At 67.2% G+C, this 12,087-nt stretch carries 10 protein-coding genes; 6 read left to right on the top strand and 4 right to left on the bottom strand.

Annotation, left to right across the window (positions count from 1 at the left end):
- Positions 1-74 precede the first annotated feature (74 nt).
- Positions 75-1,766 (bottom strand): flagellin N-terminal helical domain-containing protein, encoded by a 1,692-nt coding sequence (locus RA210_RS18230; RefSeq protein ID WP_201487556.1) that lies wholly within the window; start codon positions 1,764-1,766, stop codon positions 75-77.
- A 301-nt stretch (positions 1,767-2,067) separates the two neighbouring features.
- A complete protein-coding gene (locus RA210_RS18225; protein WP_201487555.1) occupies positions 2,068-3,822 on the bottom strand; it encodes a GGDEF/EAL domain-containing response regulator in 1,755 nt (584 codons plus the stop codon).
- A gap of 298 nt (positions 3,823-4,120) precedes the next feature.
- Between RA210_RS18225 and RA210_RS18220 the strand changes: the two genes are divergently transcribed.
- The 3 genes from RA210_RS18220 to RA210_RS18210 all read left to right on the top strand — a co-directional run bounded on the left by RA210_RS18220 (position 4,121) and on the right by RA210_RS18210 (position 8,045).
- Entirely contained in the window at positions 4,121-4,930 is an 810-nt protein-coding gene (locus tag RA210_RS18220; RefSeq protein ID WP_136490535.1) for a motility protein A, read from the top strand.
- A gap of 13 nt (positions 4,931-4,943) precedes the next feature.
- Entirely contained in the window at positions 4,944-5,774 is an 831-nt protein-coding gene (locus RA210_RS18215) for an OmpA/MotB family protein (RefSeq protein WP_136490536.1), read from the top strand.
- A gap of 144 nt (positions 5,775-5,918) precedes the next feature.
- On the top strand, positions 5,919-8,045 hold the full coding sequence (locus tag RA210_RS18210) for a methyl-accepting chemotaxis protein (protein ID WP_201487553.1): 2,127 nt from the start codon (positions 5,919-5,921) through the stop codon (positions 8,043-8,045).
- A 7-nt stretch (positions 8,046-8,052) separates the two neighbouring features.
- On the opposite strand, the gene RA210_RS18205 is transcribed toward RA210_RS18210, so the two are convergent.
- Positions 8,053-8,883, bottom strand: a complete 831-nt coding sequence (locus RA210_RS18205) for an HDOD domain-containing protein (RefSeq protein WP_136490538.1) — start codon at positions 8,881-8,883, stop codon at positions 8,053-8,055.
- A 51-nt stretch (positions 8,884-8,934) separates the two neighbouring features.
- On the opposite strand from RA210_RS18205, the gene RA210_RS18200 reads away from it, so the two are divergent.
- Entirely contained in the window at positions 8,935-9,147 is a 213-nt protein-coding gene (locus RA210_RS18200; protein ID WP_201487552.1) for a hypothetical protein, read from the top strand.
- Between the two features lie 83 nt (positions 9,148-9,230).
- Here the strand turns inward: RA210_RS18200 and RA210_RS18195 are convergent, their stop codons facing one another.
- A complete protein-coding gene (locus RA210_RS18195; protein WP_201487551.1) occupies positions 9,231-9,410 on the bottom strand; it encodes a hypothetical protein in 180 nt (59 codons plus the stop codon).
- A 379-nt stretch (positions 9,411-9,789) separates the two neighbouring features.
- Between RA210_RS18195 and tcuA the strand changes: the two genes are divergently transcribed.
- On the top strand, positions 9,790-11,250 hold the full coding sequence (gene tcuA / locus RA210_RS18190) for an FAD-dependent tricarballylate dehydrogenase TcuA (RefSeq protein WP_201487550.1): 1,461 nt from the start codon (positions 9,790-9,792) through the stop codon (positions 11,248-11,250).
- A gap of 11 nt (positions 11,251-11,261) precedes the next feature.
- The gene (locus tag RA210_RS18185; protein WP_201487549.1) at positions 11,262-12,080 is read left to right on the top strand and encodes an aspartate/glutamate racemase family protein; all 819 of its coding nucleotides are present in this window, start codon (positions 11,262-11,264) and stop codon (positions 12,078-12,080) included.
- The last annotated feature ends 7 nt before the right edge of the window (positions 12,081-12,087 follow it).

The raw sequence follows: 12,087 nt of genomic DNA, 5'->3' as shown, positions 1-12,087 counted from the left end.
CGCCAAGAAGGCGCCTTTTCCATGGGCTGGAGCAGACGGGGAAGCGCGGCGCGCCACGCTTTCCCATCCAACCATCAGCGCAGCAGGGACAGCACGCCCTGCGGCAGCTGGTTGGCCTGAGCCAGAACCGAGGTGCCGGCCTGCTGCAGGATCTGCGCGCGGGTCATGTTGCCCACTTCCACGGCGTAGTCGGCGTCCTGGATGCGCGAACGAGCGGCAGTCAGGTTGGTCTCGTTGGTGCTCAGGTTGGTGATGGCCGACTCGAAACGGTTCTGCACGGCGCCCAGGTCGGAGCGCAGGCTGTCTACCATCTTCAGGGCGTCGTCCAGAGTTGCCAGCGGATCTTCGGTTTTGGTGCCAGCGGTGGTGGCGGCACTGGTGATGTTGCCATCCTGTCCCACGAAGTACTGATTGGCGGCGCTATCCGTCACCTTGCCGTTTGAGTGCACGGTCAGAGCGGTGTCGGTCGTTGCAGCGGTAGTCAGCTTGCCCGCGGCATTCGTGTAGGTGTCCGTGGGCACGCCGTTGGTAAGAGTTACGTTAATGGGCGCGCCGGTTGCAGAGTCGCCTGCCGCAATGGTGGCGGTAACGTCAAATGTCTGGTCTTTGGAAAGAGTAGCCAAGGCGCTGCTGGAAATGCTTGCACCAATAATGTCAGCAGTGCCTGCGGCGGTAGTGGATTTAATGGTCGGCCCGCCCTCGATAGCCAGCTGCAGGTCACCAGCGGCAGTAGTACCCGCGCCTATTGCTTCGGTCAAAACATCTGCAGTGGCCAGTACGGTACCCGCATCGCCTTGGTTGACGGTTAGTTCATTGTTTGTTGTCAGGTAAAGTGCAACGCCATCGGTGTTAGTGATATTGCCGGCGCTGTCGATAAGGATTTCTTGCGAGGCGCCGCCAGTGGCATTGGTGAAGGTTGCCTTGGTTGGGCCTTCAGCGGTGCCCATGACAAGCGCCTTGATGTCATTTTGGGCATTGGTTGCAGTGACAGCAGTAACATCGTAAGTATAGTTGTTACCGCTTTTGGTCAACGCACCCAAGGTGCCACTGCCATAGCCAAGATCGGTGGCATTTGCGGTGGTGGTGACGGAGCTTGCCTTGGACAGGATGTCATTCGCGCTAATTTTGGTATTAGCTTGGTTCAGGGTGTATGTCGGCGGGGTGCCAGGGGCGGTGGTAATGTTCTTGGCAAGCTTGAGGTCATCTTCGGTGGCGGCCTTGTTAGCGATCTCAGCCTTGCCATCTACGTTGAAGTTGGCCAGGCCCAGGCTTTCCGCATTGATCTTGCCCAGGTTGATCTTGATGGTCTGACCGTCGTTGGCACCGACCTGGATGGTCAGTTGCTGATCCTCGGCCAGTACCTTGACGCCGTTGAAGCTGGTTTCTTCGGAGACGCGATTGATTTCCGCAAGGCGCTGGCCGATTTCGTTCTGGATCGAGCCTAGGTCGTCCGGAGAGTTGGTGCTGTTCTGCGCTTGCACCGCCAGCTCGCGCACGCGTTGCAGGTTGTCGTTGATCTGGTTCAGTGCGCCTTCGGCGGTCTGGGCGACGGAGATGCCGTCGTTGGCGTTGCGCTGGGCCTGGGCCAGGCCGCGAACCTGGGCGGTCATGCGGTTGGAAATCGCCTGGCCGGCGGCGTCGTCCTTGGCGCTGTTGATGCGCAGACCGGAGGACAGACGCTCCATGGCGGTGGTCAGGGCGCTCTTGGAACTGGTCAGGTTCTTCTGCGCGATGACAGAAGTGATGTTGGTGTTGATCACGGACATGGAGTAACTCCTTGCTTGCTCAAGTTAGGTGCCAGTGGCGAGCTGTGCTGCGCGCGTGCTGCGCCTGGCGACAACGGCGCCGTTGGCCGTTACCTCAGATATCGACGGGGAGCGGGGAAGCTTTAGGGCTGGCGACGATTTTTTGTGAGTGGATCGGCATTTTTTGATCTGCCTCAATCCTGCGAATTGCCGGCAGGCCGGCCATGCGCCGGTCGACAGGTCAGGTCAGGCCGCAGGCCGGAGCCCGACTGCGGGCTGGCGGCTTGCGTGCCAGCTTGTGCGGAGCCGATCCGGCCTGCGTTCAGGCCATTTCCAACTGGCGTGCCGCGCAGAACTCGATGAACTGCTCCACCTTGAGCGGCGGCGAGTACCAGTAGCCCTGGGCCAGTTCGCAGCCCATGCCCCTGAGCATTTCCGCCTGTTCGGGCTTCTCCACGCCTTCGGCGACGGTGATGCAGCCGAAGTTGCGCGCCATGTCGATCACGGTCTCGGCCAGGCGGCGGTCCTGGGGTTCGGTGTCCATGTTGCTGACGAAGGCGCGGTCGATCTTCAGCACCGAGACCGGCAGGGTCTTCAGGTAGGCCAGCGAGGAGTGGCCGGTGCCGAAGTCGTCGATGGCCACCGGGACGCTGTGGCGGGCGAGCAGACGCAGCTGTTCGCGGGCCAGCTCGACGTTCTCCATCAGTCCCGATTCGGTGACCTCGACCTCCAGCGCGCCGGCCGGCAGGCGGCTGCGCAGCAGGCGGTTGAGCAGGTTGCGGGCGAAGTCCGGGCGGGTCAGCTGCTGCACCGAGACGTTGACCGCCAGGCGGAAGTCGGGGGAGACCTGTCTGGCGATCAGCCATTCCTCGAGCTGGCGGATGGCGTGCTCGATCACCCATTCGCCGATGCGCAGGATCTCGCCGCTGTCCTCGGCCATGGGGATGAAGTCGGCCGGGGAGACGAAGCCCAGGGTCGGGTGCACCCAGCGCAGCAGGGCTTCGGCGCCGACGACCCGGCCGCTGGGCAGTTCGATCTTCGGCTGGTAGACGAGGAAGAACTCCTGGTTGTCCAGGGCGACGCGCAGCGCCTCGTGCAGGCGGATGCGCTTCTGCAGGGTGTCCTCGATGCTCGACTGGTACAGCCGCCACTCCGCGGCGGTGTCCGGCAGGGCGAGGGCGGCCAGGCGCAGCAGGTGGTCGGCGGACTGGTGGGGCATCGCGGTGTGGCTGATGCCGATGCGGGCGTCGAGGCGGACCTGGACCTGGTCGATGCTGAAGGGCTGGGCGATGCAGTGCAGGATCGCCCGCGCCTGGTTGCTCAGTTCGCCCCTGGCCAGCGGCTGTTGGGTGATCATCAGCCACTTGTTGGTGTTCCAGACGCCCACGGTGGCCTGGGAGGCGAAGTGCTCGAGCAGGCGGTCGCGCAGGTGCAGGCTGAGAGCCTCGCTGGTCGCATAGCCATGCAGGCGGGCGATGTCGTCCACGCCTTCCAGGGCGATGAAGTACAGCGCCGCCGGCGCCTTCTCCCGCAGGCGGCCTTCCAGCTGGGCGAGCAGGGCGCGGCGGTTGGGCAGGGCGGTGACCGGGTCCTCGAGGGACAGGCGGGCGATGGCGGCGGTGCGCTCCTCCACCAGGTTCTGCAGGAGGATGGCGCGGTCGTTGCGCTCCTTGAGCAGGAAGTGCACCTGCAGGGCATTGCGGATGCGCTGCATCACCTCCTGCTGGTCGAACGGCTTGGTGAGGAAGTCGCGCGCGCCGAGGTCGAGGGCCTGCATGCGGGTGTCCCGGCTGGTCTGCGCGGTCAGCACGATGACCGGCGGCGCCTGCTCGCCCCAGCGGGTCTTGAGCCAGGCGAGGATGTCATGCCCGCTCAGGTGCGGCATGTTGATGTCCAGCAGGATCAGGTCGGGCAGTTGCTCCTCGAGCATGGGCTCGACCCAGCGCGGGTCGTTGATGCCCTGGCAGTTGCGGTAGCCGTAGTGCTCCAGCAGCGCCAGCAGCAGCTTGACGTTCACCGGGCTGTCATCGACCACCAGGATGTTGGCGTCGGTGTGGAGCGGTGCGGTTGACTGCACCGGACCCTCTGGCGGACAGCTTTGGGCGACGGGCGCGGCTGCCAGGTCGGGGCCTGCGAGAGTGCCGTGATTGCTGGTGATCATCGTGGTCCCTGTGGGGCGGCGTGGTTCCTCAACGGAATAACGGCCCGGGCAGCGAAAACTTTATGACGATTTGTCGGTGGCGCTGCTCGACGGGTGCGGTTTTGTGCGGTGCTGCACGCCGAGGGCTTCAGAAATGCCCGCGGCTGCCGATAGTTGCGCAGAGGCCCGCCCGGGAGGCGTGCCGTCCCGTCCCCGGTATGCATACGGAGTCCGCATGAATCCCTCCACGCTTATCGGCATCCTCTCCAGCGTCGTGCTGCTGGCGGTGGTGCTGGTCTTTTCCGCCGAGGATCCGTCCCTGTTCCTCGACCTGCCGAGCCTGGGCATCGTGCTGGTGGGCACGCTGGCGGCGACCTTCATCAGCTATCCGCTGGGCGAGGTGCTGCGGGTGTTCGGGCTGTTCGCCACGGTGATGCGCAACGAAAAGCTGTACACCCGCGACGACATGGAGGAGCTGGTGAACATCTCGCGGCTGTGGATGTCCGGCAACCTGCGCCAGGTGGAGGAGGCGCTGCAGCACGTGCGCAACCCGTTCCTGCGCACCGGGGTGCAGCTGGTGGTCGACAACACCCCCGAGGAGGACATCATCGAGCTGCTGCAGTGGCGCATTTCCCGTCTGCGCGCCCGCGAGCATGCCGAGGCGCAGCTGTTCCGGGTGATGGCCAGCTTCGCGCCGGCGTTCGGCATGGTCGGCACCCTGGTCGGCCTGGTGAACCTGATGTTCCTGCTCGGCGATGGCGACATGACCGCCATCGGCCGGCAGATGGCGATCGCGCTGATCACCACCTTCTACGGCGTGCTGCTGGCCAACCTGGTGTTCAAGCCGGTGGCGGTGAAGCTGGAGCGGCGCACCGAGCAGCGCGTGGTGGTGATGAACATGGTGGTGCAGGGCATCTCCATGATGTGCAACAAGCGCAGTCCGGGGCTGATGCGCGAGACGCTGAAGTCGTTCATGGCCCAGTACCAGGACGAGATCAACGATGGCGGCGCCGGGGCACGCGGCCTCAATGGCGGCCGGGCCTGAGGAGCGCCGAGCGATGAGCGAACAGGCAGCCGAGGGCGCCGCGAGCGACGCCGGCACGACCACGGCGATTCCCGCCAGGCAGGCGTTGCTGATGCGCCAGCGCGAGCTGGAGGCCGAGCTGGCGCACGCGCGCCAGGTGGCGGGGCGGGCCAAGCGCAAGATGGGGGAGGGCGAGCCGCTGGCGACCGAGCCCGAGGAAGAGTCCTGGCTGATGACCTACCTGGACATGATGACCCTGATGCTGGTGCTGCTGGTGGTCATGCTGGCCTTCGCCGGCAAGGGCGCGCTGGAAGGGCTGCGCCAGGCGGCCAGCAACCTGCGGCCGGCCCATGAGGGCGTGCTGCCGGCCACTGACGGCCTGCTGCCGCAGTCCGCCCTGCAGGTGCCGACGCCCCTGCCGTCCAAGGCGCCGGTCGATCCGCTCAAGGGCCTGCCGCTGGACCAACTGGGCGACGACATCGACGTGGTGGTCAACGAGAGCACGGTGAGCTTCCGCATCAGCAGCGAGATCCTGTTCAGCTCCGGCCAGGCCGATCTCAGTCTGGCCGGCCTCTCGGTGCTCAAGCGCCTGGTGCCGGTGCTCAACAGCACCAGTCACCGCATCGCGGTGGAGGGCCACACCGACTCGGTGCCGGTGCGCAGCGGCCGCTATCCGTCCAACTGGGAGCTGTCCGGCGCGCGGGCGGGGGGCGTGGTGCGCTATCTGGAAGCCAACGGCGTGGCCAGCGGGCGCCTGCGCGCGGTCGGCTACGCCGATACCCGGCCGCTGGGCGACAACGCCAGCGCCGAGGGTCGGGCGAGCAACCGGCGCGTCGAGCTGATCATGGAAGCGCCGGGTTCATGATGGTGCACTGAGCTGCTCCGTTGTGGTGCGTGAGCCCGCCAGAGGTGCGCGGCGGTTTCCCCGTGCCTGCAATATGACGCCATTTTGATGGCGTGCTTCTTGCTGTGACGCAGTCATCACTTTTGTTGCACGGAAGAACCCCCGATGTCGTCACAGCAAAGCAAGCGCATGGACCTGTCGTCGGCCGAACGCCGCTGGCTGCCCTGGCTGGGCAGGACCGGCAAGCTGGCCATGGGCTGGTCGTGCTGGCTGAACCGCGATACCTGCGCCGAGGTGGAGAAGGTCTTCGAGGGCATCGCGCAGACCCGCAGCCACCTGCTGCACAACTGGGCGCTGACCCAGTGGGCCTGGCTGGCGGAGCTGGCCGACGGTCTGGCGCGCGACTTCACCTGGCTGGACAACCGCCTGCTGCAGGAGCGGCTCGCCCAGTCCGCCGACTGCTCCGAGCTGTTCGTGGTGTCGCCGCAGGGCGTGGTGCTGGCATCGAGCTGGCCCGGGCACTGCAATGCCCGCGATCTCGACCCCGCGGCCCTGGCGGCCGGCCTGCGCCAGCCGTTCCTGCACGGCCCCTATGTCGACCCGCTGACCTTCGACATCGGCCCGTCCAGCTCGCGCTTCCACGACGAGGTGACGCTGATGTTCTATCAGCCGATCCGCCGCGACGACCAGTTGCTCGGCTGCCTGTGCGCCCGGGTGCCCAACGACGTGCTGGGCGACCTGATCCAGCGCGAGGCCGGGCACGTGTACGCCGAATCCGGCGACAACTACCTGTTCATGGTCGAGTCGCGCTTCGATCCGCGCATCCGGGCGGGCACCGCGCTGTCGCGCTCGCGCTTCGAGGACAACACCTTCAGCCACGGCGAAAACCTCAAGACCGGCGTGCACACCCGCTGGGGCACGGTGCGGGTCCGCCGCCACACCGAGCTGGAGCTGCGCTTCGTCGACCCGGCCACCGGCGAGCTGCACCCGGGCGTGCGCGAGACCATCCGCAAGGGCGCCAACCTGTTCGTCAACTATCCCGGCTATTCCGACTACCGGCACGTGCCGGTGGTCGGCAAGGGCGTGACCTTCCAGTTGCCCGGCTCGCCGGATCGCTGGGGGATGATGTGCGAGGCCGACCTCGAGGAGGTCTACCGGCGCCGCTCGCTGACCTTCGGGCTGATGCGGACCTTCCTCTTGGTGATGGGCGGCTGGTACGCCGCCAGCACCGGCCTGCAGCACTACAGCGGCCTGCCGCAGGGCGTGCTCGACCTGCTCGACCTCGGCCTGCTGGGGCTGTGCGGGCTGCTGTTCGCCGCCCTGGGGCCGCGGCGGCTGGCCAGCCGCATGGGCGAGATGACCGCGGTGATCCGCACCATCGCCGAGGGCGGCGGCAATCTGAGCCAGCGCCTGGATCGCGGGCGCATGGGCAACGACGAAAGCGGCGACATGGCGCGCTGGATCAACAGCTTCATCGACAACCTCGACGGCATCGTCGGCGAGGTGATCCGCGCCTCGCACAGCGTCGGGCAGACCAACGCGCAGATGCTGGCGCACAACAACGCGGCCTGCAGCACCTCCACGGCGGTGGCCGAGTCCATGGGCAGCATGCTGGCGCTGGTGGAGGCGCAGCTGACCGAGATCCAGCAGGCCTCACTGACCGCCGAGGAGATGAAGAGCGCCATGGAGGCGGTGATCGGCAGCGCGCGCGAGAGCACCCAGGCGATCCGCAACGTGGTGGACCGCTCGGCGCGCAGCGTGCAGTCGCTGGACAGCCGCATGGGGCAGATCGGCAACATCGTCGAGCTGATCAGCGAGATCACCATCCAGACCAACCTGCTGGCGCTCAACGCCGCCATCGAGGCGGCGCGGGCCGGCAGCCACGGTCGCGGCTTCGCCGTGGTGGCCGGGGAGATCCGCACCCTGGCCTCGCGTACCGCCAGCGCCGCCGACGAGATCCGCCACGTGATCGAGGGACTGCAGGAGGAGACCCGCGACGCGGTGGCCTTCATGACCCATGGCGTGTCGAACGTCGATGCCAGCCTGCGCCAGGCCGAGCAGGGTTCCAGCGAGAACCTGCGCCTGCAGCAGGCGGTGCAGCGCATGTTCGAGCTGATCAAGCAGCTCGACCAGCGCAGCCAGCACTACGGGGACACGATCCGCGGCGTCGACCAGGTATCCCAGAACATGCAGCAGACCCTGCGCACGCTGCAGGGCAGCACCTCCCGGGTGCGGCACACCACCAGCAAGCTGCAGCAGCTGGTGGGGCAGTTCGCCGTCACCCAGGGCTGAGCAGGTCTCAGGCCGACATGGCCGCGACGAGGGAGGAGGCGAGTTCGCTGTCCTCCGCGCTGTCGACCTCGCAGTCGAGGCCGAGCTTGGCGAAGGCGGCTACCTGGCCCCAGTCGACGCCGGCCAGCAGGTGGTCGGTGTCGAGATAGCTCTGCAGCACGGCGACCTGGACGACATCGGCATAGTCGACATCGTTCGTGTCGCGGCTGAAGTTGAGATGCTGGGAGGGGATCGAGGCGATCGACTCGGGGAAGTTCCACTGGTGCAGGATGCGGTCGCCGATCACCGGGTGGACCTCGTCGATGATGAAGGTCAGGCTCTGCGGGTCCTGCAGCAGCTCCGGGTGGTTCTCGGCATAGGTCAGGATCGGCAGCGCGCCGATCTGGTGGACCAGCCCGGCGAGAGCCGCCTGCTCCGGAACCAGGGTCGTGTAGTTGCGGCTCAGCACATAGCTGATGCTCGACACCTCGAGGCTCTTGCTCCAGATCTCGTGCATCTTGCGCTCGATGATGGGCGACTTGGCGCGGAACATCTGCTCCAGCGCCAGGCCGATGGCCAGGGTGCTGGTGTAGTTGATGCCGAGGCGGCTGATCGCCATCTGCAGATCGGTGATTTCCGTGCGCGCCCGCAGCAGCGGGCTGTTGGCCACCCGGATCAGGCGGGCGGTCAGCGCGGTGTCGCTGCCGACTTCCCGGGCCAGTTCGGCGATGCCGATGTCGGGCTGTTGCACGGTCTGGCGAATCCGCAGCGCTGCCTCGGGCAGGGTGGGGAGGACCAGTTGGTCATTGCGAATGGCCTGTAGCAGTTCCCGGCTGACCGTCTCTGCAAGTCGGCTCATGGCTTGGTGTTCCTTGTCGATTCTGGGTGTGACACTGGCGGAGCGCAGGGCTTGCGCCTGGAGGCGGCAGTATTGCCGATCTGGCAGGCAAGAGCGAGCCGGCCGCCTGTCCCGGGCAATGGACAGCGCCTGCCGGCGCCCCTCCATCGGGTATTGCCGCAGGGGCTCGACGCCGAAGGCGTGGCCGATGCGCAACCCGGCCAGTTTGCCGTCCGCGCCCTCGCTGTGCACGCGGAAGCCGCCATCGCGGTGCTGGAAACGTGACCTGATCCCGTTGTGCCACAGGGCCCGGGCCGGCGAGACGGGCAATCAGGCCCGCCGCTGTGCTGGCCGGCGCGTCTCGCCCGTCAGAGCAGCATGACCGGCCAGCCGTGGAGGTAGGGCATGGCGCAGCCATGGAGAGACAGCGCTGGCGGGCACCCATCGGCCGGCTGGCTGTTCGTGCTGCCTTCGTAGTTGCCGCCGAAAACCATCACCAGGCTGACGACCAGCGCTCCTGTCAGCCAGACATAGCCATCGATGCTCATGACATGGCTCCCTGTTTGCTCTTGTTGTTGGCGGAGGGTGTGCGGTCCGTGCGGTTGCAGACGACGCCATTGGCTGGGCGTCGAAGTCCTGCGCGGCCTTGCGTCACGGTTCCTGTCAGGACTCAGCTTAGCCCGCACTCGGTGGGGTTACATTCGGGAAAAGCGAATGATCCGTTCGGTTTATCCGGATCATGGCAGTCCATGCCGCCGCGTTGCTGCGGCAGTCTCCCAGCACGCATGACGGGAGTCCGTTAAGGGCGGCGGCGCCCACCATCTTGCAACTTAACTGAACAACCCCTTCGCCCCGGCGGCCTGTCATCCCCATCGTCCCCTGCAAATAATCCGCCCCAACAGGTCAGCGGATTCGAGGAAGGGGACCATGCAGGATTTCGACGTCATAGTGATCGGCGGGGGCAATGCGGGGCTGTGCGCCGCGCTGTCGGCCCGCGAGCAGGGCGCGCGGGTGGCGTTGCTGGAGCGCGCCCCCGAGGAGCTGCGCGGCGGCAACTCGGCGCACACCGGCGGCGCCTTCCGCGTCGCCTATCGCGGGGTGGACGACCTGCGCCAGCTGATGCCCGACCTGCTCGACAGCGAGATCGAGAGCAGCGACTTCGGCAGCTACACCCAGGACGACTTCTACGGCGAGCTGGCCGCGCAGAGCCAGTACCGCGCCGACCCGGAAGTGCTCGACACCGTGGTCAGCCAGAGCCTCGACACCCTGGGCTGGATGACCCGCCAGGGCGTGCGCTTCATGCCGATCTACGGCCGCCAGGCGTTCAAGATCGACGGCAAGTACAAGTTCTGGGGTGGCCTCACCGTCGAGGTGTCCGGCGGCGGCCTGGGCCTGGTCGAGGCGCTGATGCGCCGCGCCGAGCGCAGCGGCGTCGAGCTGCGCTACGCCTGCCGCGCGCAGAAGCTCGGCCGCGCCGACGGCCGCTGGCAGGTCGAGTGCGCCGATGGCCGGCGCTTCTCCGCGGGCGGGCTGATCCTCGCCACCGGCGGCTTCCACGCCAACCTCGAATGGCGCGCCAAGTACCTGGGGCCGGGCTGGGACCTGGCCAAGGTGCGCGGCTCGCGCTTCAACACCGGCGACGGCATCCGCATGGCCATGGACGTCGGCGCGGTGGCCCACGGCAACTGGTCGGGCTGTCACGCGGTGTTCTACGACGTCAACGCCCCCGAGCTGGGCGACCTCGACCTGCTCAACATGCAGAAGAACTACTTCCACCTCGGCGTGGTGGTCAACGCCGACGGCAAGCGCTTCGTCGACGAGGGCCTGGATTTTCGCAACTACACCTACTCGGGGATGGGCGCCAAGGTCCTGCAGCAGCCGGGCGGCGTCGCCTGGCAGCTGTTCGACCAGCACAGCGAGCACCTGCTGCCCGACGAGTACCGCGTGCGCCACGCCACCCGCATCCAGGCCGACAGCCTCGAGGAGCTGGCCGGCAAGCTCGAGGGCGTCAACGTCAACGCGCTGCTCGATACCCTCAGGGAATTCAACGCCGCCGTGCGCCGCGAGGTGCCGTTCAACCCGGCGATCCGCGACGGCCGCGCGACCCGTGGCCTGGCGATTCCCAAGTCGAACTGGGCCAACCCGCTGGAGCGCGGCCCCTTCGTCGCCTACGCGGTCACCTGCGGCATCACCTTCACCTTCGGCGGCCTCAAGGTGAACAGCGGGGCGCAGGTGATCGACGAGGACGGCCAGCCGATCCCCGGCCTGTACGCCGCCGGCGAGCTGGTCGGCAACCTCTACTACGTCAAGTACGCCGGCGGCGCCGGCCTCACCTCGGGTTCGGTGCTCGGCCGCATCGCCGGCGCTGCGGCCGCTGCCCAACGTTAAAAGGACATCCCATGACCATCCGCATCTGGCACCAGAGCTTCACCGTGCTCAGCGACCTCGGCGCCTACGACGCCGCCCTGCGCGCCCACTTCAGGAAGGTCGCCCGTCCCGACACGGTGATCGACATGCACGGCATGCAGCCGGGCACCTACCGCAGCAACTACCCGGGCGACGACATCAAGTACGCCGCCATCCAGTACCTGCACGGCCTGCAGTTCATGGCCGCCGGCCTCAACGCCGAGCAGCAGGGCTACGACGCCTACGCCATCAGCACCCTGCCGGAGCCGGCGCTGCGCGAGATCCGCAGCCTGCTCGGCATCCCGGTGGTCGGCTACGGCGAGGCGGCGATGCTCACCGCCTGCACCCTCGGCCGCAAGTTCGGCGTGCTGGTGTTCATCGACGAACTGGCCGAACTGGTCACCGACAACGCCCAGCGCCACGGCCTCGGCCAGCGCCTGGCCGGGGTGCGCCACGTCGGCTTCCGCTTCGCCGACGTGCTGGCCGCGTTCAGCGATCCGGCCTCGCTGATCGACCGCTTCCGCACCGCCGCCCGCGCGCTGATCGCCGCCGGCGCCGAGGTGATCATCCCCGGCGAGGCGCCGCTCAACGTGCTGCTCGCCACCCACGGCATCAGCGAGGTGGACGGCGTGCCGGTGCTCGACTCGCTCGGCGCCTGGATCAAGCAGGCCGAGTCGATGGTCGACCTGCAGCGCGCCAACGGCACCCGCACCTGCAACCGCGGCTACTTCTCCGCCCAGCCCGACCCCGAGCGGGTGCGCGAGATCTTCGCCTTCTATGGCCTGGCCCAGCGGTTTCTCGAGCCGCGCTGAGGAGTGA

This window comes from Pseudomonas sp. OF001, assembly GCF_904426495.1.
Taxonomy (GTDB): Bacteria; Pseudomonadota; Gammaproteobacteria; order Pseudomonadales; family Pseudomonadaceae; genus Geopseudomonas.
Note: the sequence above shows the minus strand (reverse complement) of the source record. Positions and strands in the feature narration are given on the sequence as shown.

Bases quoted from the DNA above. Each gene is read 5' to 3' on its own strand.
- RA210_RS18205 (WP_136490538.1), bottom strand. From the start codon at position 8,883: ATGAGCCGACTTGCAGAGACGGTCAGCCGGGAACTGCTACAGGCCATT.
- tcuA (WP_201487550.1), top strand. From the start codon at position 9,790: ATGCAGGATTTCGACGTCATAGTGATCGGCGGGGGCAATGCGGGGCTG.
- RA210_RS18210 (WP_201487553.1), top strand. From the start codon at position 5,919: ATGTCGTCACAGCAAAGCAAGCGCATGGACCTGTCGTCGGCCGAACGC.
- RA210_RS18215 (WP_136490536.1), top strand. From the start codon at position 4,944: ATGAGCGAACAGGCAGCCGAGGGCGCCGCGAGCGACGCCGGCACGACC.
- RA210_RS18230 (WP_201487556.1), bottom strand. From the start codon at position 1,766: ATGTCCGTGATCAACACCAACATCACTTCTGTCATCGCGCAGAAGAAC.
- RA210_RS18195 (WP_201487551.1), bottom strand. From the start codon at position 9,410: ATGAGCATCGATGGCTATGTCTGGCTGACAGGAGCGCTGGTCGTCAGC.
- RA210_RS18220 (WP_136490535.1), top strand. From the start codon at position 4,121: ATGAATCCCTCCACGCTTATCGGCATCCTCTCCAGCGTCGTGCTGCTG.
- RA210_RS18185 (WP_201487549.1), top strand. From the start codon at position 11,262: ATGACCATCCGCATCTGGCACCAGAGCTTCACCGTGCTCAGCGACCTC.